The sequence below is a fragment of the Romboutsia sp. genome, from assembly GCF_035470145.1.
GTDB lineage: Bacteria > Bacillota > Clostridia > Peptostreptococcales > Peptostreptococcaceae > Romboutsia_D.
Genome location: NZ_DATIRC010000245.1, coordinates 1 through 23,278, shown reverse-complemented (window position 1 = coordinate 23,278; position 23,278 = coordinate 1). Strand labels below are relative to the sequence as shown.

The 23,278-nt window shown below is 29.2% G+C and carries 23 protein-coding genes and 2 tRNA genes; 1 reads left to right on the top strand and 24 read right to left on the bottom strand.

From position 1 onward, the window contains the following. Nucleotides 1–38: 38 nt before the first annotated feature. The 21 genes from VLM92_RS10520 to polA form a co-directional block, all read right to left on the bottom strand. On the bottom strand, nucleotides 39–3,074 hold the full coding sequence (locus VLM92_RS10520) for a penicillin-binding transpeptidase domain-containing protein (protein WP_325276297.1): 3,036 nt from the start codon (nucleotides 3,072–3,074) through the stop codon (nucleotides 39–41). A gap of 11 nt (nucleotides 3,075–3,085) precedes the next feature. Next, entirely contained in the window at nucleotides 3,086–3,574 is a 489-nt protein-coding gene (gene mreD, locus VLM92_RS10515; RefSeq protein ID WP_325276296.1) for a rod shape-determining protein MreD, read from the bottom strand. Nucleotides 3,575–3,590: 16 nt separating this feature from the next. Further along, entirely contained in the window at nucleotides 3,591–4,478 is an 888-nt protein-coding gene (mreC, locus tag VLM92_RS10510) for a rod shape-determining protein MreC (protein WP_325276295.1), read from the bottom strand. Nucleotides 4,479–4,496: 18 nt separating this feature from the next. Then, nucleotides 4,497–5,573 carry a rod shape-determining protein gene (locus VLM92_RS10505; protein ID WP_334309501.1) on the bottom strand — a complete coding sequence of 359 codons (1,077 nt, stop codon included), beginning with the start codon at nucleotides 5,571–5,573 and terminating at the stop codon, nucleotides 4,497–4,499. A gap of 27 nt (nucleotides 5,574–5,600) precedes the next feature. Then, the gene (gene radC, locus VLM92_RS10500; protein WP_325276333.1) at nucleotides 5,601–6,260 is read right to left on the bottom strand and encodes a RadC family protein; all 660 of its coding nucleotides are present in this window, start codon (nucleotides 6,258–6,260) and stop codon (nucleotides 5,601–5,603) included. A gap of 44 nt (nucleotides 6,261–6,304) precedes the next feature. After that, on the bottom strand, nucleotides 6,305–6,889 hold the full coding sequence (locus tag VLM92_RS10495) for a Maf family protein (RefSeq protein WP_325276294.1): 585 nt from the start codon (nucleotides 6,887–6,889) through the stop codon (nucleotides 6,305–6,307). Between the two features lie 312 nt (nucleotides 6,890–7,201). Next, nucleotides 7,202–8,173, bottom strand: a complete 972-nt coding sequence (locus VLM92_RS10490) for an RnfABCDGE type electron transport complex subunit B (RefSeq protein WP_325276293.1) — start codon at nucleotides 8,171–8,173, stop codon at nucleotides 7,202–7,204. 17 nt (nucleotides 8,174–8,190) lie between these two features. Further along, complete coding sequence (rsxA, locus tag VLM92_RS10485; RefSeq protein ID WP_325276292.1) at nucleotides 8,191–8,766, bottom strand: electron transport complex subunit RsxA; 576 nt, start codon at nucleotides 8,764–8,766, stop codon at nucleotides 8,191–8,193. Between the two features lie 14 nt (nucleotides 8,767–8,780). Beyond that, the gene (locus VLM92_RS10480; protein ID WP_325276291.1) at nucleotides 8,781–9,374 is read right to left on the bottom strand and encodes an electron transport complex subunit E; all 594 of its coding nucleotides are present in this window, start codon (nucleotides 9,372–9,374) and stop codon (nucleotides 8,781–8,783) included. 12 nt (nucleotides 9,375–9,386) lie between these two features. Beyond that, nucleotides 9,387–9,953, bottom strand: coding sequence for an RnfABCDGE type electron transport complex subunit G (locus VLM92_RS10475; RefSeq protein ID WP_325276290.1), 567 nt, complete (start codon nucleotides 9,951–9,953; stop codon nucleotides 9,387–9,389). Continuing rightward, nucleotides 9,953–10,933 carry an RnfABCDGE type electron transport complex subunit D gene (locus VLM92_RS10470; protein WP_325276289.1) on the bottom strand — a complete coding sequence of 327 codons (981 nt, stop codon included), beginning with the start codon at nucleotides 10,931–10,933 and terminating at the stop codon, nucleotides 9,953–9,955. The genes VLM92_RS10475 and VLM92_RS10470 overlap by 1 nt, the downstream gene beginning before the upstream one ends. 21 nt (nucleotides 10,934–10,954) lie before the next feature. Continuing rightward, nucleotides 10,955–12,292 (bottom strand): electron transport complex subunit RsxC, encoded by a 1,338-nt coding sequence (gene rsxC, locus VLM92_RS10465; protein WP_325276288.1) that lies wholly within the window; start codon nucleotides 12,290–12,292, stop codon nucleotides 10,955–10,957. Between the two features lie 525 nt (nucleotides 12,293–12,817). Then, on the bottom strand, nucleotides 12,818–13,765 hold the full coding sequence (locus VLM92_RS10460; protein WP_325276287.1) for a hypothetical protein: 948 nt from the start codon (nucleotides 13,763–13,765) through the stop codon (nucleotides 12,818–12,820). Between the two features lie 187 nt (nucleotides 13,766–13,952). Beyond that, nucleotides 13,953–14,645, bottom strand: coding sequence for an endonuclease/exonuclease/phosphatase family protein (locus VLM92_RS10455; protein ID WP_325276332.1), 693 nt, complete (start codon nucleotides 14,643–14,645; stop codon nucleotides 13,953–13,955). Between the two features lie 158 nt (nucleotides 14,646–14,803). After that, nucleotides 14,804–15,406: a hypothetical protein gene (locus VLM92_RS10450; RefSeq protein WP_325276286.1), complete on the bottom strand. Its 603-nt coding sequence runs from the start codon at nucleotides 15,404–15,406 to the stop codon at nucleotides 14,804–14,806. A 329-nt stretch (nucleotides 15,407–15,735) separates the two neighbouring features. Continuing rightward, the gene (locus tag VLM92_RS10445; protein ID WP_325276285.1) at nucleotides 15,736–15,948 is read right to left on the bottom strand and encodes a heavy-metal-associated domain-containing protein; all 213 of its coding nucleotides are present in this window, start codon (nucleotides 15,946–15,948) and stop codon (nucleotides 15,736–15,738) included. A gap of 213 nt (nucleotides 15,949–16,161) precedes the next feature. Next, nucleotides 16,162–16,248, bottom strand: a tRNA-Leu gene (locus VLM92_RS10440). Nucleotides 16,249–16,341: 93 nt separating this feature from the next. Next, nucleotides 16,342–17,997: a peptide ABC transporter substrate-binding protein gene (locus tag VLM92_RS10435; RefSeq protein ID WP_325276284.1), complete on the bottom strand. Its 1,656-nt coding sequence runs from the start codon at nucleotides 17,995–17,997 to the stop codon at nucleotides 16,342–16,344. Beyond that, complete coding sequence (locus VLM92_RS10430) at nucleotides 17,997–18,554, bottom strand: lytic transglycosylase domain-containing protein (RefSeq protein ID WP_325276283.1); 558 nt, start codon at nucleotides 18,552–18,554, stop codon at nucleotides 17,997–17,999. The genes VLM92_RS10435 and VLM92_RS10430 overlap by 1 nt, the downstream gene beginning before the upstream one ends. Next, nucleotides 18,547–19,149 (bottom strand): dephospho-CoA kinase, encoded by a 603-nt coding sequence (gene coaE / locus VLM92_RS10425; RefSeq protein WP_325276282.1) that lies wholly within the window; start codon nucleotides 19,147–19,149, stop codon nucleotides 18,547–18,549. Before coaE ends, VLM92_RS10430 begins: the two co-directional genes overlap by 8 nt. 8 nt (nucleotides 19,150–19,157) lie before the next feature. Then, nucleotides 19,158–21,806, bottom strand: coding sequence for a DNA polymerase I (polA, locus tag VLM92_RS10420; RefSeq protein WP_325276281.1), 2,649 nt, complete (start codon nucleotides 21,804–21,806; stop codon nucleotides 19,158–19,160). 247 nt (nucleotides 21,807–22,053) lie between these two features. Here polA and VLM92_RS10415 point away from each other — a divergent pair. Then, nucleotides 22,054–22,139: transfer RNA gene (locus VLM92_RS10415), tRNA-Leu, on the top strand. A gap of 146 nt (nucleotides 22,140–22,285) precedes the next feature. Here VLM92_RS10415 and VLM92_RS10410 read toward each other — a convergent pair. From VLM92_RS10410 to VLM92_RS10400, 3 genes are all read right to left on the bottom strand, one after another. Beyond that, a complete protein-coding gene (locus VLM92_RS10410) occupies nucleotides 22,286–22,555 on the bottom strand; it encodes a hypothetical protein (protein WP_325276280.1) in 270 nt (89 codons plus the stop codon). Between the two features lie 52 nt (nucleotides 22,556–22,607). Continuing rightward, nucleotides 22,608–22,790, bottom strand: coding sequence for a hypothetical protein (locus VLM92_RS10405; protein ID WP_325276279.1), 183 nt, complete (start codon nucleotides 22,788–22,790; stop codon nucleotides 22,608–22,610). Beyond that, on the bottom strand, nucleotides 22,736–23,278 hold a 543-nt coding region (locus tag VLM92_RS10400; protein WP_325276278.1), incomplete at its 5' end, for a hypothetical protein. The genes VLM92_RS10400 and VLM92_RS10405, both read right to left, overlap by 55 nt.

The window sequence follows — 23,278 nt, the reverse complement described above, 5'->3', positions numbered from 1 at the left end:
ATCATTTTATATATTCTGCAAAAAAACCTTAATTCCTCTTATTTTTTCATTTGTGATACAAAATTTATATCTTTATTTTTAAATTTATCAGAATCATCTTTAACTTTACTTTCTTCTGATTTTACTCTATCTTCACCTAATCCAAAGTAATTACCCATAACTTCTCTAACCATTAGCATTGCATAGCTACTACTTTCACCTTGTGGTATCATAGCTACTACTGCAATTTCAGGATCATCTGCTGGCGCAAATCCTACACTCCATGCAAATGCTCCATAACTTTCCTTATACTGATCTATCTTTTCATCATTAATTTTAGGGTTTAATTCTTTTATCGCTTTTCTTAAGTAAGCCACATTAACTCTATCTACATTCTCTAATTTTACATGTACACCATCTTTTAATTCTTCTTCTAATTTGTTTATTTCTTCTTCTTTTAATTCTTTATTTTTTAATTCTTCTTTTATTTCTAATTCTCTTTCTTTTGATAATTCCTTTTCTCTTTCTAGTTTCATTTTTTTAGAAAGTTTAATCGCTTCTTCAGTAGATACCCCATATGATGCCATATGATTTATCAAATATTCATATTCATTTTCAGTAGGTATTTTACCACTTTTTTCTGCCGTACCAGTTTTTCCCGCTACACTAACCGGCAAATTAACGAATAAACTTTTAGCCGAACTTTGAGTTGTAACTCTTTTCATACCTTCAGTTAAATGTTTTAAATTTTCACTATCATTAAATTCTATTTTTTCTTTTTTATTTTCATCAATCGTTACTGATGCGTAATCACTTGATATTACTTTATCTACAGCTGATAGTTCGACCAAATCACCACCATTAGCAATAGCAGCTGTATACCTTGCTATTTGTGCTGGTGTATATTGATTTTCACCTTGTCCTATTGCTAAGTTAAATGTATCTGCAGTACTCCATTTAGCAAATTTTAAATGATCAAATACTATTTTATCAGCAAAGTATTCTATTTTATCTTCTTTAACATTTAGTTTAGCTAATCTGTTCATAGCTTCAACTCTATTAACTGTTTTATCTTCTTCCGCCCATTTAATAATCTCTTCTATTCTAGCTTCATACTTACCTTTATCTTTTTTCTTTGTTATATCAGTAAAAGCATTAGCCATCTCTTTATCAAGAAATCTCCTTAATAAAGCTTTTGCTGATTCTAATTTTGCTTGTATACTTGGAACTTTACCTTCTCTTTCATATATTTCTTCATTTAGTCCTGTATAATCATCCAATCCAAACTTTTTAGCATATTCTAATATATCATTTGGTCCAATTTTCACTTGTGGATCCTTACCACCTATCCAATTTTTACCACTTCCTATTGTATAGAAATATATATTGCATGATTCTTGGATTGCTTTATATAAATTAGTATATCCGTGATTGCCTCTAGATTTATGCCATATATAATCTGCAAAAGGTCTTGAACCTAATTTAATTACACCAGTATCATTTATTGCATAATTAGGATCTAACCCATTATCTATTGCCGCCATTCCTGTTACCATTTTAAATGTAGAGCCTGGTTGGAAAACCCCTTGTGTAGCTAAGTTCACCTGAGCACTTGGTGATAACACATCATTTTCATTTTCACGTTTAAAATATTTTTTGTAATCGTCATATGATATACCATTTACAAGCTTATTTGGATCATAATCAGGATAACTTGCCATAGCTAAAACATCTCCAGTTTTTACATCTATAGCTATTAAAGCTCCTGACTTTGCATTTGGTGCTGGTGTTGAGAAGTTCTTATTACCAAATGGACTTTGGAAAGTTCCTCCTGTTCTAGCAGCATCTATAGTCCTTTTTAATACATCTTCTGCCGTTGCTTGTAAGTCTTTGTCTATACTAAGATATACAGTATCTCCAGATTTAGGTTCTGAAACTTCTAATTCTTTAGTAACTCTACCTAAAGCGTCTACTTGAACTTTTTTATATCCATCAACACCTTTTAATTGTTCTTCAAAACTTTCTTCTATTCCTGTTTTCCCTACAGTATCGCCTTTATAGTATTTTTTATCACCTTCATAGTATTCTTTGTCTTCTTCTTTATTTAAATCATCAGTTAAATAATAGTTCTCGTCACTTGATGACATTTTTCCTACATATCCAACTATATGTGATGCTAAATTTGCTTCTGGATAATCTCTTACTGGTTCAACAGCTACTGAAATCCCCGGTAATTCAATAGCACTTTCTTCTATTTGAGCTATTGTTTTTTGATTAATGTCTTTAGCTATTGTTACTGGTTTGTATCCCGAATATCCTTGTGATTTTATAAGGTCTCTTACAATAAGTATTTTTCTTGCATCTTTGTCACTTAACTTTTTATTAATTTGATAATTTTTACTGTTTCTAATTTCTTTAAAAGCATTTTTTGCACTTATGTTAGAATTTTTTATTTTATAGCTTTCTAACCAATCTTTCTTATTTTTTTCTTCCGTAAACATCCACTTGCTTACAAGTATTGGAGGATAAATCGCATTTTCATTTAATTTTTTTTGAAGCTTGCTAGGTTCTAGTTTTCTATCTTCTTGTGTAAGTTTTCCATCTATTATAGCTTTATCAACAATAAAATAAAAACTTTCTTTTGCATTTAAATCTTGAGGAATATTATTTTCAGATTTACTTTTATATTCTCTTATATTTTTATCAAATGTATAATAATACTTCCCATTTTCAAGGTATATAGGAAATTCATCTATATACTCTTCTTTATTATCTTCTAAAAGATTTATAAGCTTTAAGCATATTTCATTTGCTATAGATTCTCCATTAGAGTTTTTTTTGTTAATTTCATCTCCAGATACTTGAACCGTAAATAAATTTTTATTTCCGGCTATTAGTCTTCCATATCTATCTTTGATTTCTCCTCTAGGAGCCTTTATAGGAAGTTCCTTGTAAGTTTTATTCTCAGCTAATTGAGTATAATGTTCATGCTTAAACGTTGTCATATATATTACCTTCGATAAAATTACTATAAAAGCTGCTAATATAATCTTTTTCATTATAGATAATCTATCGACTTTTTTATTTTCTTCCATCAAATCACCAACTAATCTTCTTTAAGTTTTAATACAGATTTTTTTGATATCTTGTATAGCAATATACTCAGCAAACTATTTGCTAGAGGAATTATAATTATTCCTTTTATTGCTAGAGTTATTATTCCATAGTTATTATAAATTGCACTAACTGTAGCTATATTTACCATAGAGTCAAATAAATTAGTTATAAATACTAATGCAAATATAGTTATACTACTTTCTTTATATATTTTATCTTTTAAATGACTTATTGAATATGCTATTACAAATAAAATCAAACCATTAACTCCAAATATACCACCTACAGTTATATCTTTTATTAACCCCAATATGGCACCTATTACACCTACTTCTAACTCATCTATATATAATGAAATAATCGTCATATATATAATAACTATATTAAAACTTATACTAAGTATATCTAAATAATTAGTAATGCTATTTTCTACCATTACCAATAAAACACCTAAAAGACAAAGTAAAACTTTTTTCATTATTAATTAGTCTCCTTTATCCTATATTTCTCGGCTCAATAATCATAACATCATCTAAATTTTTAAAATTAACATATGGTTTTACGACTACATATTTCATAGATTTATTTTTATCATCTATCACTTGATCAATTTCGCCTATTGGTATTCCTTTTGGATATAAACCTAGCCCAGAAGTTACAACTACATCTCCAGGTAACACATCGTAAGATGTGTCAAACATATACCCATGTAAATATCCTTTATTCTTATAACTTTCTTTATGATCTAAAGTTAAATTTTGAGTGATAATACCCTTAAAGTTAGAATCTTTCAATAATTTAAAACTTACAGATGACTTTGTATCTAATAAAGAAATTGCCTTGCTATAATTTTTTGAAACTTCATATACTATACCTACTAATCCATTTCCATTAACTACTATACTTTCTTTTTTTACGCCATCACTACTTCCTGCACCTATTGTAAAACTATTATACCAGTTGCCGTCGTTTTTCCCTACTACTCTAGTTGATATACTTTTCGTTTTATACTTTTCATCAATAAAATTAAGCGATTTTTTTAAGCTACCTAAAGACTCTCCTTCATCTAGTTTGTTATTTAAATCTATTACTTCTTGTTTTAACTTATCATTTTCTTTTTCTAATTCTGATATTTCTTTAGCATTTTTTTTATAATTTATTAAATCTTTAAAGCTACCTTGTAAAAATGTAAATCCTTTATTAAAGTTTCCTTCTATTACTGTTATTCCATCTAATAATACTCCTGGGCCTACAGGATTAGTTCCAGAAAATTTGCCTATTGATATTCCTACAATTCCAATTAAAGTGATAGCAACAATCCCCGTTGCTATCACTTTAATGTTAATCCTCTTTTTTTCCTTTTTATTCTTATCAAATTTCAAGATATCACCAACTTTTAATTACTTTCTAGCATTCATCATTAATACTTTTTCAAATATTTCTTGATCTTCTACTGATTTTCCTGTTCCTAAGGCAACACAATCTAGTGGATTTTCAGCTATTTGTACTGGCATTCCTGTTTCTTGCTTAACTAATTTATCAAGCCCTCTAAGTAATGCTCCCCCTCCAGTTAACATTATTCCATTTTCCATTATATCTGATGCTAATTCTGGTGGTGTTTTTTCTAAAGTTGATTTTATAGCATCTACTATTGAGTTTATTGGCTCTTTTAAAGCATCTCTAACTTCTGCAGATCCTATTTCTATTGTTTTAGGTAATCCAGATATTAAATCTCTACCTCTTATTTGCATACTAGTTTCTTGATCATCTTTAAATGCTGACCCTATGCTTATCTTAACGTCTTCAGCAGTTCTTTCACCTATCATTAAGTTATATTCTCTTTTAACATAATTTACTATAGATTCATCAAACTCGTCTCCACCTATTCTTATTGATTTAGCAGTAACTATACCACCTAAAGATATTATAGCTATTTCTGCAGTACCTCCTCCTATATCTACTACCATATTTCCTTCTGGCTCTTCAACTCTTAAACCTGCTCCTATAGCTGCTGCCATTGGCTCTTCTATAAGATATGCATCTCTAGCCCCTGCTTGTCTAGCAGCTTCCTCTATTGCTCTCTTTTCTACCTCTGTAACTCCGTAAGGAACACATATAGCTATTCTAGGACTTACAACACCTTTTTTAGCTGCTGCTTTTTGTATAAAATAACTTAACATAGATTGAGTAATATCAAAGTCAGCTATAACTCCATCCTTCATAGGTCTTATAGCTACTATATTTCCAGGTGTTCTACCTATCATTTTCTTAGCTTCTTCACCTACTGCTAAAACTTCCTTGCTATCATCTCTTATAGCCACAACAGATGGTTCTTTTACTACTATTCCTTGTCCTTTTATATAAACTAGTGTATTTGCAGTTCCTAAATCTATACCCATATCCTTTGTCATTTTATTAAATCCGAACATAGACATAAGTCCTCTTTTTTCTTTTTTCTCTTTCTTTTCCTTAGCCATATTGCTACTCCTTCCTGCTCTATCAAATCAAATTATCATGTTTTCCTTAAAACTAAAATATAATCCATCTCCTATAATTATATGATCAATAACTTCTATCCCTATTAACTCTCCACATTTAATAAGTCTTGAAGTTACGCTCTTATCTTCATTTGATGGTTCTATATTACCTGATGGATGATTGTGCATTAAAATTATTTTATTTGTACTTCTTTTTATTGCTTCTCTAAAAACTTCTCTCGGATGAACTAACGATGAGTTTAAAGTTCCTTTAGATACATCTACATCCGATATAATTTCATTTTTTGTATTCAAAAAAACTACCTTAAAAATCTCTTGTTTTTGATATCTTAAACTGTCCATATAATATTTATATATATCCCAAGGATTTTTAACCTTATATTTATTTGGTTTAATACTTGCAACTCTAATTCCTAACTCTAGTGCTGCTTTTATCATAGTTGCTTTAGATAGCCCTACTCCGTCTATTTCACATAATTCTTCTATAGTCATATCTTGTAGATATCTTAATCCTTGCGTATCCTTGTTTATAATATAGTTAGCTAATTCTATAGCATTTTTATATTTAGTACCCGTTCTAAGAAGAATTGCTAACAACTCAACATTTGATAAACTCTTTTCTCCTTTAGCAAGCATTTTCTCTCTTGGTCTTTCTTCTAATGCCATTTCCTTTACTGTCATCTGTACATTAAAAGACTCCTTCAGCTAGATCACCCTCCATAAAAAAGATTTATACTAAAATATTTTTTTAATAAATCACTTAATCTTGATATAGGAAGTCCCACTATGTTAAAGTAATCGCCTTGTATTTCTTCAACTAATAATGCTCCATATCCTTGTATTCCGTATCCTCCGGCCTTATCTAGTGATTCATTAGTTTGTATATAATCTTTTATGTCCTCTTCAGATAAATCTTTGAATTTAACATTACTAACTACATAATCAATTATTTTTTTATTTGCATTTAAATTTATCAGGCTAATACCAGTTATAACTTGATGTGTTTTGCCTGATAATTTTTTAATCATAGATGTAGCATCATCTTTATCTTTTGGCTTACCTAGGATAATACCATCTAATACGACAATAGTATCTGCACCTATAACTAAATCATCTTCATATCTACCTGCTATATCCATACACTTTTCAAATGCAAGTCTCATTACTACTTGAGATGGCAATTCCTGATCCAATATAACCTCATCTATTTCACTTTTTACTACGTCAAATTTAACATTTGTATTTTCTAGAATTTCCTTTCTTCTAGGCGATGCTGATGCTAAGATTATATTCATTTTTTCACCTCATTTGGTACTTCAAATTTATACTTATTTAGTCTATCATTATATTGTAAAAAATTCAACACAAATGTCGAACGATTTTATTACACTATCGTCATATTTTCATATTAATAATTATTAAATGCTATTATATTTTTATGATAGTTTTAAATCTCTTGTTTACTTATCCTTGGATATAGTTTTAGATACAAAATAAAATTTAAATTTCATAATATTTTTACTATATATTTACGAACTCTATACTTAACCTGTTTATTTAAAAATAAAACAAAAGGTATGGAAACCCATACCTTTATCTTATCCATATTATATAGTTTTAATAGCCTTTTTAGGACATTTTTGAATACATAAATGGCATCCAACACATTTTTTTTCATCTACTTTATGTTTTCCTTTTAATTCACCTTCTATAGCATCAAATTTGCATTGCTTTTTACAAATTGTACATCCTATACAAAGTTCTTCATCTACAGTAACTTTTTTTCTATTATCTAAGTTCCCTTTTATAACTTTTGTTGGGCACTTTTCAACGCATGCCATACACTGCACACACTTATCATAATTTATTTTTGCTATTTTATTTTCAAATTCTATAGCTTCAAATTGACACGCCTTAACACATAATCCGCACCCTATGCATCCTACACTACATTTTTCTTTTACTGTTTTTCCAAAATCTTCACTATTACACTCTACAACTACCTCTTGCTTAACTGGTTTTTGAGATATTATTCTTTTTGGACAAACTTCTATACATTTTCCACACATTACACACTTTTCTTCATCTATTATAGCTAATCCATCAACTATAGAAATAGCTCCAAACTTACAGTAATCTCTACAAGTTCCTAGACCTAAGCATCCATATTTGCAAGATTTAGCTCCTAAATTCAAAGTATTTGCCGATCTACAATCATGTATTCCTTCATACTCGTATTTATTTTTAGAGCTTAAACAATTTCCTTTACATATTATTTTAGCTACTTTCTTTTCTCCTTCTTCTGCTTTAAGCCCCATTACTTCACCTATTTTAGCTGTACAACCTGCTCCTCCAACTGGACATGCATTTATAGGTGCACTTCCTTCTACTATAGCATTTGCAAGACCGCCACATCCTGGAAATCCACATCCACCACAGTTTGCACCTGGAAGTACTTGAAGTATTTTTTCTACTCTTTCATCTACTTCTACTGCAAATTTTTTAGATGCATATGCAAGGACTGCACCAAATATAAGCCCTAAAACTCCTAAAACTAAAACTGAATTAAGTATAGACATTATCTTCACCCCCTATTTTATAGTTTTATAAGTCCAGCAAATCCTAAGAATGCTATTGACATCAAGCTTGCTGATATAAGCGTTATAGGGATTCCTTTGAAAGTTTCCGGTATATCCGCTAATTCTAATCTTTCTCTTATCCCTGCAAATAATACTATTGCTAATGTAAAACCTATACCTGCTCCAAATCCATTAACTATTGTTTCTACTAAATTATATCCATTATTTACATTAACTAGGGCTATTCCTAGGACAGCACAGTTTGTAGTTATAAGAGGTAAGAAAACTCCTAGCGCTTGATATAAAGATGGACTCATTTTTTGTATTACCATTTCAACAAACTGAACTATAGATGCTATAACTAATATAAACGCTATTGTTTGTAAAAACTCATTTTGTGTTGCAACTAGTAATTTTTGTATGAAGTACGTAATTACAGAAGCTAATGTTAAAACAAATGTAACTGCAACCCCCATACCAACTGCTGTATCAACTTTTTTAGAAACTCCTAAAAAAGGACATATCCCTAAAAATTGAGATGTTATGACGTTGTTAACAAGAACAACACTTAAAAATAAAAGTACTAAATTCAATTACTTCACCCCCATTATACGTTCTTACTTCTTAACTTGTTAAATCCTGCTAAAAGAAATCCTAATGTTAAAAATGCACCTGGAGGTAATATAAATAATAACATTGGTTGGAATGATGTTCCAAATAAACTTAATCCAAATAAACTACCATTTCCAAGTAATTCTCTTACTGCACCTAATATTGTAAGTGCTATACTAAATCCAAGCCCCATACCTAAACCATCTATCGCAGATTCTACTGGCCCACTTTTAGATGCAAAACTTTCAGCACGCGCTAATATTAAACAATTAACAACTATTAACGGTATGAACAATCCAAGCGCTGCATCAAGTGATGGTACATACGCTTTTAAAAGCATTCCTACTATAGTAACAAATGTAGCTATAACAACTATAAATGCAGGTATTCTTATTTTTCCTGGTATTATTTTCCTCATTAAAGATATAACTACATTGGAACAAAGTAAAACCGCTGTAGTTGAAAGCCCCATTCCTAGTCCATTTATAGCTGATGTCGTAACAGCTAATGTTGGACACATACCCATTACTTGCACAAATACTGGATTTTCATCTATTAGCCCATTTTTAAATATTTTAGCTAACTTCATAAGCTTACCCTCCTATTTACTAAGGCTACTATTAAATACTTCTATCGCTGCATTTACTCCTTTTGTAACAGCACTAGATGTAATAGTTGCCCCTGATATCGCCTCTATTTGGTCTTCTCCTGATGCCTTTCCCTTAACTACACTAAGCTCTTTAGCTGGTTTTTGATTAAACTGATCCTTAAATGGAGGTTCTGCTGCCTTAGTTCCAAGCCCTGGAGTTTCAGACATATTTCCTATATTAATGCCTGTTATAACTCCATCCTTTGATATACCTACTATAAGCTCTATATTACCTCCATATCCTTTTGGAAGTGTTTTTATAGTATATCCCACTAATTGTGATTCATTTGTACCTTCATAAACTTCAGCTACTAAACCATCATTTCCTTCGAATTCACTATTTTCAAGTTGTTTAAATTCTTTCGCTTCTGGTAATACAACTTTTCTTGATTCATTGTTGGCTTGTATACTTCTTTCTTCTATTTTAGGAGCTGTCACTTGATTTGTAAGACCAAGTGCTAAGGCTGCCACTGCACATATAATAAATAAATTCGCACCTAATTTCGCTATATTATTCATTACTTAGCCACCTCCCCAAAGACTCTATTTTTTACATATTTATCTATAAGTGGTGCCATAACATTAACTAGTAATATTGAGTATGACACACCTTCTGGATATCCTCCATATAATCTTATAACCGTTGCTATTACACCCGCTAATACTGCGTATATCACTTGACCTTTAGTAGTCATAGGAGATGTTGTATAGTCAGTTAACATGAAAAATGCACCTAACATAAGTCCTCCTGCTACTAACTGATATATAGCAAAGTTTAAATTAAATCCTCCGAGTATAAATGATAATATAAAGACTGTACCTATATAAAATACTGGTATTACATAGTTAATTATCCCTTTATACATTAAATAAAGTCCACCAATTAAAATTAATATAACTGATGTCTCACCTATACACCCTCCAATATTTCCTATCATCATATCTGTAAGACTTATTCCGTTGCTAGCAAGACCCGATATACCTTCTACCCCATTCTTTAAAAAACTTAACGGAGTTGCTGTTGTATACGCATCTATATTTCCAGAACTTACCCAGTTAACTCCAGTTTTAGTCCAAGCTGTCATTGCTACTGGGAAAGATGCTAATAAAAATGCTCTTGCTGCAAGTGCTGGGTTCATAAAGTTGTTACCAATTCCTCCAAAAACCATTTTAACTACTATTATTGCAAACACTGATCCTAGTATACACATCCACCATGGAAGTGATGCTGGAACATTGAATGCTAGCAGTAATCCAGTTACTGCTGCCGAAAAATCACCTATTGTACTTTCTTGTTTTGTTATTTTTTGATATAAAAATTCAGCACCTACTGCCCCAATTATACAAAAGAATATTACATTTAATGCGCTTAATCTAAAAAAGTACAATGATCCTAATGTCGCAGGAAGAAGCGCTATTATAACTTGCTTCATTATATAAGATGTATCTTCATTACTTCTCACATGAGGAGAAGATGATACTATCAATTTGCTATCCATTCTTATCCCTCCTAACTCTCCTTATTTATTAGCTGATTGTTTTCTTTTATTTGCTATTATTTCTCTTTTTGCATTTCTAATTGATTGAAGTAATGGTCTTCTCGCTGGACATACAAATGAACAAGACCCACACTCTATGCAGTCTAATGCCCTATGATTTTCAGCACTTTCAAAATCATTTTTTAAAGAATATGCACTTATATATAATGGTTGTAAAAATGCAGGACATACAGTTAAACACTTACCACATCTTAAACAATTTTGTGGTTTTGGAGTACGAGATTCTTCTTCATCTAAACATAATATTCCAGATGCCCCTTTATTAGTAGGTATGTCTATTGTATACTGTGCTACTCCCATCATAGGTCCACCCATTATAACTTTACCAATTGTTTTGTCCTCTTTAAACCCGCCACACTGTTCTATAATTTCAGATACTAGCGTTCCTACTTTTGTTATTACGTTTTTAGGCTCTTTTATACAACTACCTGTTACAGTAGTAATTCTTTCAACTAATGGCATTCCTGTTTTTATAGTCTGTGCTACTTGAGCAGCTGTTCCAACATTATTAACTACTGCACCAGCATCCATAGGTAATCCTCCTGATGGTACCTCTCTGCCTGTACATGCATAAATAAGTTGTTTTTCTGCTCCTTGTGGATATTTAACTTCAAGACTAACTACTTCTATGTCAGAATATTTTTGTGCTGCTTTTTTTACTGCTTCTAATGCATCTGGCTTGTTAACCTCTATTCCTATATATCCCTTAGATACATTTAACGCTTTCATAAAGACTCTTAATCCAAATACTACATCTTCAGGATTTTCAAGCATTAACCTATGATCTGCTGTTAAATACGGCTCACATTCTGCACCATTTAATATGACTACGTCTATTTTTTTATCTGGTGGCGGTGATAACTTTACATGCGTTGGGAATGTAGCTCCTCCCATACCAACAATTCCTGCTTCTTTTATTATTCCTACTATCTCTTCTTTGCTCAAACTGTCTAATTCACCTTTTGACTTAACACTTTCATGCGCCTCTTCCAAGAAATCGTTTTCTATAACAATACATACGCCTGGGCCCCCAGCTAACTCATGTTCTTTTATTGCTATAACTTTTCCTGATACTGATGAATGTACATTACAAGAAACAAATCCTTGTTGCTCTCCTATTTTTTGACCTACCTTTACTAAATCTCCCACTTCAACAATAGGCTTTGCCGGAGCCCCTATATGCTGCTGAAGAGGTATATATACTACTTTAGGATTTTCTAATCTTTCAATAGCCTTTTGATTAGAATACTCCTTTCTATATGGAGGATGTATACCTCCCTTGAAAGTTAAGAGTTTCATTTTTTTACCCCCTTATCTATAAATTAGAATAATTTATTTTCACTTTAATATAAGTATACTATATATAATATAAAAACTTAACAATTGTTAAAAAAATATCCGTTTTTAAAATATTTTTATAATTTTTAGTTTTTTCACTTCAAAAAAAGTTGCTATAAAGCTACTAGTGTTGAATTACTGTGAAATTTAATACTTTATACAATAAACCCCATGGTTCTGGAGCTAACGCTCTATGATTATGTGGTTTAAAATTACTCCATTTTAATTTTTCATATACTTATTCTTTAGTGAATTTCAGTAACTATATATATATATTTACATTAAATTAAATTTATATTCAATTTAGGAGATAAATACTGATAATAGATTAACTTTCTTTGTAATATTATAAAAAATAACCTCCTGTGTATGAATTTTTTAATTAATTCCATTCAAAGGAGGTTATTTTTTAATTATATAAATTTTGTAAAAATCAAGTTTTAAATATTTACTAGACACAGCTCTAGTGGTTATGAAGTAACCTTTTTATGCTTCCTTTATAGAATTAATAAATGAAAAATAACCTTGCATAGAAGATAAATATAAACTTTTACTTATATTATAATTTTGTTCTTTTGCCGCTTTTGATGACATATCAATTTTATCATTTACATCCTTTGTATATTTTATTAAATTATCTTTAAACACATTCATTTTAGAATAATCAATTTTATCAGCTTCTTTTTGTATACCTGATATTATTTGCTTTCTATTTGTTAAAATTGTGTTGTACGCTTTTAAGTCTCTCTTTTCTTCTTTTGTTGACCAAAATTCAGATTCTTCTTTAAAGTTTTTTATCAATTTATTTAATTCTTTTGATATATTTTCTACATATGAGTATTTACTAGTGTATTCTAATGATAATACAGGTATTTTCATTTCTGATATAAATGCATCTGGAAATACAGTTTTTATTTTTTCCATATGAGTTCTAGTTATATCTTTATCAAAAAATGCATATGTTTGTACTTTTTTTGCTCCATCCATTTCTACTACTGAAAAAGGTATTTTATTTTCTACTAATTGAGCTTCTATTTTATCTATATCTTTTCCATCTTTAACTGAAGCTACTTGAATAGTGTAAATATTCCATGAATCTATTACTGCTACTTTAACCTCTTCACTTACTTTATTATTTTCTTCATTGTTTATTTTATCTTCAGGGTCTTTTTGTACTTCTACATCTTCATCTGTTTCATTATTTTTTAATTTATAATCATCATAACTTAAAAACTCACCTTCTCTTGAAAAAAAGTTGTCCAATTTTAAAAATGATATTTTTTTAGATAAATTTTGAATAATATCACTATCTTTAACTTTTATGTACCCATATCCACCAATTAGACATAAACTTACTGTTATTAAAAGTACTTTTATCATCTTTGTCTTACGTCTTTTATTGAACCCCCTGTATATTGTCTTTCTCTTATTCATTAGTTTGTCCCCCCTAAAAGTATTATTAATAATATATATTTTTAAAATTATTAATTTATGATTATTTATTATTTTTTTTAACAAATAATAAATTAGCTTCGTTCAATAAGCAAATCGTTAGTCCATTTATAAATTTTTCAAAATATAAAACTACACCTGTTATATATTTATTATGTTCGGTATAGTTTTATATTCTTATCTTTGCTATTATTGGATAGTGATCAGACATATTTTTTATTAAAACATCATAATCTAAAACTTCAATTTTAGGAGATACAAATATATAGTCTATTCTATCAAGGCCTGTAGCAAAGGTTAATATATTTTCTTTGTTCAGCTCCTTTGCTACATCTTTCAAAACTCTATCATCTAAAGACATACTACCTTGATTAAAATCTCCAACTACTATATATGGTTCATTATCTAATTTACTTATGAAATCTACCAATTCAGTGAGCTGTATTTCTCTTTCTTTGTCTCCAAGACCCAAGTGTACATTTATAATATTTACCTTTCTACCTTCAACATTAACTACAGTATGTAACATACCTCTTTGTTCTCTATCACTGCTTAAATAAATATGATTTTCACTTTTTATAGGATATTTTGAATATGTAACTAGTCCATAGTTTAATCCTAAACCTACTACATTAGCTCCAAAATGAGAGTACATATTTAATTCTTCTTTAAAGCTACTCACCTGAAAACCAGCCTTTGCAGATTCATTAACTTCTTGAAGACATATCATATCTGCATTTGAAATTCTTAAGAAATCAATTGTATCAAAAAGTGTAGGAAACATGTCTTTATTTAATCCACTATGAATATTATAACTAACTATCTTTATTTCCTTTTTAGTCGGAAAATAATTCCTTTCTATAATGAAACTTATATTAATTAATAATACTAATGTTATTATTATACCTATTTTTTTAATACGTATATGCCATCAACTCCTCGTTTGATTTCTTTTATATTATATGCTATTTTCAAAATTAAAGACGCTTTATAAGCGCCTTCAATTCTACATTATTCTATTTATTTTTTAGCAAGCTTTTCCTTCATGATATAATTTATTACTTTTTTCCTTATATCCTCTGCTCCATCTTCATCTTCTACCTTTATATCTAGTAATCTAGCTATAGACCTCATATCATTCCTTGTTTTTGATTTATAACTTTCTATTAAGTCTGTTTTTATTTTTTCTGGTTCTAATATATATTCATCTTCTCCTCTTTTATATGAAAAATACTTTTTAGAGTATTCATTTCTATTAGAATATATATGCGTAGATAATTTTCTTAATGTTTGATTGTATGAATTCTTCATATTTGCATTTATACCTAAATATCTTGCGAACTTTACTAATTCATTTTTAGATTTGAATACTTCTTCTGATTTTATAGTTCTTGCAATGGAAGAAATATTTTCTTGACATGCACCCTTTTTTAATATTTCCAAGTATTTTTTGTTCACCCCTATACCTTGATTTATCTTTTTGATATTTTCATTTATTATTTTATCAACATTTCCCTCTAAGTACTTTTGTACTCCCTTTTGGGATACATAGCTATCAAGTTCTTTTTGGGCCATATCAAGTATCATTATTCTTAAATTTTCTTTATATCCTCTTTCATCCATGATACTCCCCCCTTAGTTATTTATATTATATTCAAACTTTTTAAAAAATGTGAGTTACCTTCTTGGCCAAATTTAATAATTCTAATACATCAAATATGTTTTTTATATTTCAAGTCAAATTCTTCTTCGATATATATGATTTATTATTAATTGTGTATTTATATGTATATATAGTCTGAGTATGGACATACTATTAAGGTAAAATCAAACATACTCAATCTCCCCCATTTTAGACTTCTATTACTTTTCCCCCAATAGAAGTCTTTTTTTATACCATTAAATAATCACAAAAATAAGAACTAGCAAATTGCTAGTTCTTATTTTTGTGATTATTCTACTCCGTTTAGCTCAAATCCTAATTCTTCTATTATTGAACTCAATTCATCTTTACTTACTATATCTTCCATTTCAATTATTGCGTATTTTTCATCTAAATTTACTTCTATTACTTCCACACCTTTTATATCTTCTGTAAGTGCTGTTTTCAAATGATTTACACAATGCCCACAACTCATACCTTCTATTAATAACTTCTTTTTCATATTTCCACCTCCTTATATACCCTACATGGGTATTATAACATATTTTAATTAATATATATTTTATATTTTCCTATAAATATTACAAATATAATTCTCTTTTATAATTTCTTTAAATAAATTATAAAATTTTCACCTATCTTAAATCTTTATCTATATTATTTAAATATAAAAAGAGCAGGTTTAACTCAAATTAAACCTACCCTTTTTATATTTTGGTGCGGAAAGCGGGACTTGAACCCGCACGAGTATAAACTCGCTACCCCCTCAAGATAGTGCGTCTGCCGATTCCGCCATCCCCGCATATACATTATTATACAATAAAGAATATGCGTTTTAATGCTATAAGTCAATAAGTTTATCTAAAATTTTTAAATTTAAACCATAATAGGTTTATTATTTATCTTTTATCGTTAAATTTATTATTCCCTCATACACATCAAAGTCATTTGGAGATATCTCACCTTGGACTCTTCTATTCGTAACCATATAATCATCTCTGATTACTAAACTCATGAAAATCACATTATCATTTATATATTTTTGTATTGATTTGTATATATCCTCTACTTGTGATTGACTAGTTGCACTTGATAAAGATTCCATATAATTATTTAATTTTTCATCATTATATCCTGAACTTTCAATTATACTTCTAACGTCCGGCACAATAGATAACTCCCACCCAACTAGAGCTAAGTCATAATCTTTAGAATTTATAGCATCTTCTATGTCTTTATCTTCTAACTCTTCAATGGTAGATTTTATACCTATAGTTTTTAGATATTCCCCTATCATATGAGCTGATTTAACTCTTTCTGTATTGTTTTTATTAACAATAATTTTTAAGTTCAATTTAGTAATCATCTTTTTAATGTTTTCTTCACTATTTTTTTGATCGTTATCTTTTATATCAGTTTTATTTTTTTCTGCTTCTTTATAACTTTTATTTGCATTATCTTTATTAATTAAATTTTGTATCTGTTCATCTGTTATTGGCTTAACTTTATCAAGATATTCCTTTGATTTGTCTTTGTTATAATCAACAACTTTTACATCCTTATTATAATACTTTGAATTTGAATTAAGAGGGAAATTTATTAATTTAGCATCTCCCATATATCCTTCTTCTGCTATTTTTTCTCTATTTATAGCATGCGCTATTGCTTTTCTAAAGTTAACATCCCTTAAAAATGGATTATTATAATTAAAAATTAAACTTTCATAATCTCTTCCTTCGTATTTTGTAATATTGAATTCTTTTTCATAAAATTTACTTAAGTCATTTAATGATACACCTGCTATATCACTATCTAATGCCATAACCATAGAAACTTGAGCTTCTTCATCAGGTACTATTCCAACCTTTATATCCTTTGTGGTATTCGGTAATTCATTATAATATTCTTCATTTCTAGTCAATATCATTCCATCTCGTTCTTCATATTTTTCTATTTTATACGGACCATTGCCTATTAAATTTTTCTTATAATCTTTTATATCTTTATCTGATACTGAACCTAGTTTAGATTGCGATACTATTGGAAATATTAATGTATCTACTGAGAAAGCATATTTTTCTTTAAAGTTAATTGTAAATTCACTATTGTTTGCTATAGATATAGATGCTATATTTTGTGTTAATACATTGTATGGGCTATCTGTGTTTTTTTGTATTAAATCTACACTAAATTTCACATCTTGAGATGTTACTGTAGTTCCATCATGCCATTTTGCATTTTTTAGTTTAATATCTATACTCATACCATCTTGAGATATACCATATTCTTTAACTAGTTGTGGTACCACATTATAATTTTCATCTATTGTAAATAAACCATCATAAATCAGATTAGTTATGTATCCTACAGATTTATCTTTATTTAATATTGGATTTATTGTGGTTGGTTTTACCATAGTTAAATTTATATATTCTAAATTCATACTACTTTTATCTGTATCTTTTTTTTGACCACTTTCTATTTTATCACTACATCCAACTACCATAATCGATATTGCTAAGATTATGGATAGAATCTTTAATTTTTTCATTAGTTTGTTCCTTTCTTGCCATATATCTTATTATAATTTTCATAATTCTTTTTTACTTTTTGTACATAATTTGAAGTTTCTTTAAATGGTATATTATATAATTTATTACCATCTCTACTATAGTTATTATTACTTAACCATTTATTCACATTTCCTGAACCTCCATTATATGCAGCTATAACTAAATCTAGTTTGCCAAATTCTTTATAAAGCTTATTTAAATACCAACATCCAATTCTTATATTTATTTCTGGGTTGAAAATGTCTATTTCATCTAATTCTAACTCTTCTATTGCCCAGTCCCTAGTTATGTCACTTATCTGCATTAATCCCTTGGCACTTTTATAAGATATTGCATCTTCTTTAAATTTACTTTCTGCTTTTATAATACTATATACTAGATTCTCATCTATCTTAAACTCTTTAGCATATTCTGTTACATATTCAGAATATTTTTTAGGATAAATTATTTTATGTATTATCTTTCTTTCAGCCAAAAATGCTGCAAATAAAATCATGAAAATAGATAGAATTATTAATATCCTTTTCTTATTCACACCAATTCTCCTTCATGTACAATATAAAGTTATTAGCCTTTTCCCTTAATTCTTCAAAAGTACCTGAGTTATCTATTATATAATCTGCATACTTAACTTTTTCTTTCTGACTCATTTGAGAATTTATTCTACTTATAGCTTCTTCCTTTGTACAATTATCTCTATCTTGTATCCTTTTTATCTGTACCTCTTTATTGCAATTTACAACTAGTAACTTATGTACTATAGTTAAATACCCACTTTCTATTAATAGTGCTGCATCTATAACCACAATTTTTTTATTGTAATTTTTAGCCGTTTCTATCTTGTCTAATATTTTATTGCGAATTTTAGGATGAGTTAAATTATTTAATTCTATAAGTTTATTATTATTATTAAAAACTATTCTTCCTAATGCTTTTCTATCTAAACTTCCATCACTATTTTTTATATCCTCACCAAACTGAATAAAAACCTCTTCTAAAAGAATTTTATCTTCAAATATTTGCCTAGATATTATATCTGCATCAATTATTTCAATATCATTTTCTTTAAATATATTAGATAGGCTGCTTTTACCACAACCTATATTTCCTGTAAGGCCTAATATTAACACGCTTTCACCTACTTTGTTTCATACCAAGAATATCCTACATTTAAGTCTACATCTAAATCAACATCCATTAAAACTGCATTTTCCATCTCTTCTTTTACTATTATTTTTACTATATCAATTTCTTCCTCTATTGCTTCAACAATAAGTTCATCGTGTACTTGTAGTATAAGTTTAGATTTTAAATTCTTTTCTTCTAACTTTTTATATACATTTACCATTGCTATTTTTATTATATCTGCAGCGCTACCTTGAATAGGTGCATTCATAGCAAATCTTTTTCCACGATTTCGCTCCATGAAATTACTTGATTTTATTTCTGGTATGTATCTTCTTCTGTTAAATATAGTAGTTACATATCCATCTTCTGTAGCTTTTTCTATAGTTTCATCCATGTATTCTTTTATTTTATTATATTTATTAAAATAACTCTCAATATATTCTTTAGCTTGCTTAACTGGTATATTAAGATCATCTGCTAATCCAAAATCACTCTTTCCATATACTATACCAAAATTTACTGCTTTTGCTGCACTTCTTAATTCACTTGTAACATCTTTCATATCTACATTAAACACTTGAGAAGCTGTTTTTGTATGAATGTCTTCATTATGTTTAAATGCTTCTATCATATTCTCATCTTGGCTCATTTGAGCTAACACCCTAAGCTCTACTTGTGAATAATCTGCATCTACTAATTCGCATCCATTATCTGCTATAAATACTTTTCTTATATTTCTTCCTATCTCAAGCTTTACAGGTATATTTTGAAGATTAGGCTCTGTAGAAGAAATCCTTCCTGTTGTAGTTATAGTCTGATTAAAAGATGAATGTATTCTCTGGCTTATTGGATTTATTATTCCTAATAAACCTTCTACATAAGTCGAATTTAACTTAACTATTTGTCTATACTCTGTAATCTTATCTATTATCGGGTTTTTATCTCTTAATTTTTCTAATACATCTGCATTAGTTGAATATCCAGTTTTAGTTTTTTTAATTATAGGTAATCCTAATTTATCAAATAATATTACTCCTAATTGTTTTGGTGAATTTATATTGAATTCTTCTCCTGCTATTTCATATATCTCTTTTTCTAATTTTTTTATTACTTCTTTAAATTCAGTACCTAATTCATGTAATTTTTCCTTATCTACCTTTATACCTTCATATTCCATATCTCCTAATACTTCAACTAATGGCATTTCTACATGGTAAAATAATCCATCTATATCCATTTCGTTTAAACTTTTTTCCATGATAGAAGATACATTATATATAGTATTTATTACTTGAGATATATGGTTGCTTAATTCATTAAAGTCTAAATCTTGATATTTTTTGGACTTTACACCCTTCCCTAATAACTCTTCACTCGATTTAACTTTTCTTGTTAAGTACTTCATTGCTATTGCGCTACATTCATAAGATGTAGATGAAGTTGAATCTATTAAATATTCTGCTATAGTTATGTCAAAATTCATATTTTCTAATTTTACTTTATATGGTCTTAAAGCTATATAATCATCTTTTAGATTATACCCAAATTTCTTAATTTCTTTGCTAGAAAGTATGCTTTCTAATTTAATTATTTCATCCTCGGTTAAATAGTATATATTCGTGCCATCTATACTTACAAACATATAAATTATATTCTTGTCTAAAATATTACCTTCTTTTTTAACTGTTTTTAGTATTATTTTATTATTTTCATTTACTTTTTTTATAAAATTATCTATATCTTCTAACTTTTGTACATTTAATTGTATTACTTCTTCTTCTCTTTCTTGACCTCCGTCTAAATCTACAAGTCTAGGAATTAAGCTTGTAAATCCTAAATATCTAAAAGCCTCTACAACACTTTCTTTATCAAAATCTCCATATTGTAAACTTTCTAAATCAACTTTTACTGGAACATCTCTTATTATTGTAGCTAACCTTTTACTCATTATAGCTAAATCTTTATTTTCTTCTATTTTCTTTTTTATACTTCCTTTTAAATTTTCTATATTTTCGATTATACCTTCTATATTCGAATATTCTTTTATAAGCTTTATACCTGTTTTTTCACCTACGCCTGGTACTCCTGGTATATTATCCGATTTATCACCCATAAGTCCTTTTAGATCTATAAACTGATTTGGAGTCATTTCATATTTTTCTATGACAGAATTAAAGTCATATTCTTCTACTTCTCCAATACCTTTTTTAGTTATTAAAGTAGTTGTTTTATCTGATGCAAGTTGAATAGCATCCTTATCTCCTGTAACTATATATACTTTATATCCATTATCTTCACCTAGCTTAGAAACTGTTCCTATTATGTCATCTGCTTCATATCCATCTATTTCTATCCTATTTATATTAAATTTATCTAATAATTGCTTTAATGGCTCAAATTGAACTTTTAGTTCATCTGGCATTTTTTTTCTTCCCGCTTTATATTCTTCAAATTCCAAATGTCTAAAAGTAGGAGCTTTTCTATCAAAAGCAACGCTTATATGAGTCGGCTTATATGTATCTATAATCTTGAATAGCATTGTTGTAAATCCATAAATAGCATTGGTTTTTAATCCTTCTTTGTTATTCATCTCTGGTAATGCATAAAATGCTCTATTTATTATTGAGTTTCCATCTATTATAATTAATCTCTTATCCAAATTTATCTCTCCTACTACTTCTCTATTTTTTATACTATATAGCAAGTTTATAATTACAGATAAATATAGCAAGTTTATATTTATCCCGAAAAAATTATACTTTAAATCTTTTAAATTCTTTTCTTTATATCTATTATATCCCAATATTCTATTATTTAATATTACCACAATATTACGATGATATTAATATTAAATATATTGCAAACGTTTGGCTGAGTTGATATAATATATGTATATTCAATATTTTGCCGGATTGGTGGAATGGCAGACGCGACGGACTCAAAATCCGTTGGTAGCAATACCGTATGGGTTCAAGTCCCATATCCGGCACCAATAAGTGCTTTAAAGGGTTTCAACTGTTTTAGTTGGAACCCTTTTTATTTGTGAAAATATCTAGTTCGTTGCTATAAATTTTTATACTCTAAAAACAAAAAGTGAGTGCTAAAAAAAGAGTGGTCAAATATGACCACTCCTTAATCTTATTTATTACCCTTTGAATGTTTACTATCATGCGAATGTTGACTATCATGTGATGATTTTATATCTTTTTTTGGTTTACTATTATGCGAATTCTGACTATCATGTGATGATTTTATATCTTTTTTTGATTTACTATCATGCGAATTCTGACTATCATGTGATGATTTTATATCTTTTTTTGATTTACTATCATGCGAATGTTGACTATCATGTGATAATTTTATATCTTTTTTTGGTTTACTATCACTTGAGTTTTCTATATTTTTCATATTAATATATGCTCCTTATTACAAATGAGTTTTTAATAACTGATCTAAATTTTTAGTCTTCATCTTGAAGTTCAATACATCCTTCATGTTCAACACATTCGTCTATTGTATGCTTATGCTTTTTACCACAACAACCACAAGTTATATATATATTTATTGGTGTATGAACATTTATAGGTCCTACATTGTTACTTGCATTAGATTGGTTATTATTGTTTGCATTAGATTCTGCCATTGCTTCTGCTTCGGCTTCGGCTTCTGCTTCTGCTTATGCTTCTGCTTCTGCTTCTGCATCGGCGTCTGCGTCGGCTTCGGCGTCGACTTCTGCATCTGCATCTGCGTCTGCATCTGCATCGGCTTCGGCTTCTGCTTCTGCTTCGGCGTCTGCATCTGCGTCGGCGTCGGCTTCGGCGTCTGCGTCTGCATCTGCATCTGCGTCTGCATCTGCATCGGCTTCGGCTTCGGCTTCTGCTTCTGCTTCGGCGTCTGCATCTGCATCGGCGTCTGCGTCTGCATCGGCGTCGGCGTCTGCATCGGCGTCTGCGTCGGCATCGGCTTCTGCTTCGGCGTCTGCATCTGCGTCTGCATCGGCGTCTGCATCGGCATCGGCATCTGCATCTGCGTCTGCATCTGCATCTGCATCTGCGTCTGCGTCTGCATCTGCATCTGCGTCTGAGTCGGCGTCTGCATCGGCGTCTGCATCGGCGTCTGCGTCTGCATCTG

Bases quoted from the DNA above. Each gene is read 5' to 3' on its own strand.
- VLM92_RS10520 (WP_325276297.1), bottom strand. From the start codon at position 3,074: ATGGAAGAAAATAAAAAAGTCGATAGATTATCTATAATGAAAAAGATT.
- mreD (WP_325276296.1), bottom strand. From the start codon at position 3,574: ATGAAAAAAGTTTTACTTTGTCTTTTAGGTGTTTTATTGGTAATGGTA.
- VLM92_RS10505 (WP_334309501.1), bottom strand. From the start codon at position 5,573: ATGGCTAAGGAAAAGAAAGAGAAAAAAGAAAAAAGAGGACTTATGTCT.
- radC (WP_325276333.1), bottom strand. From the start codon at position 6,260: ATGGCATTAGAAGAAAGACCAAGAGAGAAAATGCTTGCTAAAGGAGAA.
- VLM92_RS10495 (WP_325276294.1), bottom strand. From the start codon at position 6,889: ATGAATATAATCTTAGCATCAGCATCGCCTAGAAGAAAGGAAATTCTA.
- VLM92_RS10490 (WP_325276293.1), bottom strand. From the start codon at position 8,173: ATGTCTATACTTAATTCAGTTTTAGTTTTAGGAGTTTTAGGGCTTATA.
- VLM92_RS10480 (WP_325276291.1), bottom strand. From the start codon at position 9,374: ATGAAGTTAGCTAAAATATTTAAAAATGGGCTAATAGATGAAAATCCA.
- VLM92_RS10475 (WP_325276290.1), bottom strand. From the start codon at position 9,953: ATGAATAATATAGCGAAATTAGGTGCGAATTTATTTATTATATGTGCA.
- VLM92_RS10470 (WP_325276289.1), bottom strand. From the start codon at position 10,933: ATGGATAGCAAATTGATAGTATCATCTTCTCCTCATGTGAGAAGTAAT.
- rsxC (WP_325276288.1), bottom strand. From the start codon at position 12,292: ATGAAACTCTTAACTTTCAAGGGAGGTATACATCCTCCATATAGAAAG.
- VLM92_RS10460 (WP_325276287.1), bottom strand. From the start codon at position 13,765: ATGAATAAGAGAAAGACAATATACAGGGGGTTCAATAAAAGACGTAAG.
- VLM92_RS10450 (WP_325276286.1), bottom strand. From the start codon at position 15,406: ATGGATGAAAGAGGATATAAAGAAAATTTAAGAATAATGATACTTGAT.
- VLM92_RS10445 (WP_325276285.1), bottom strand. From the start codon at position 15,948: ATGAAAAAGAAGTTATTAATAGAAGGTATGAGTTGTGGGCATTGTGTA.
- VLM92_RS10435 (WP_325276284.1), bottom strand. From the start codon at position 17,997: ATGAAAAAATTAAAGATTCTATCCATAATCTTAGCAATATCGATTATG.
- VLM92_RS10410 (WP_325276280.1), bottom strand. From the start codon at position 22,555: ATGAAAAATATAGAAAACTCAAGTGATAGTAAACCAAAAAAAGATATA.
- VLM92_RS10405 (WP_325276279.1), bottom strand. From the start codon at position 22,790: ATGGCAGAATCTAATGCAAACAATAATAACCAATCTAATGCAAGTAAC.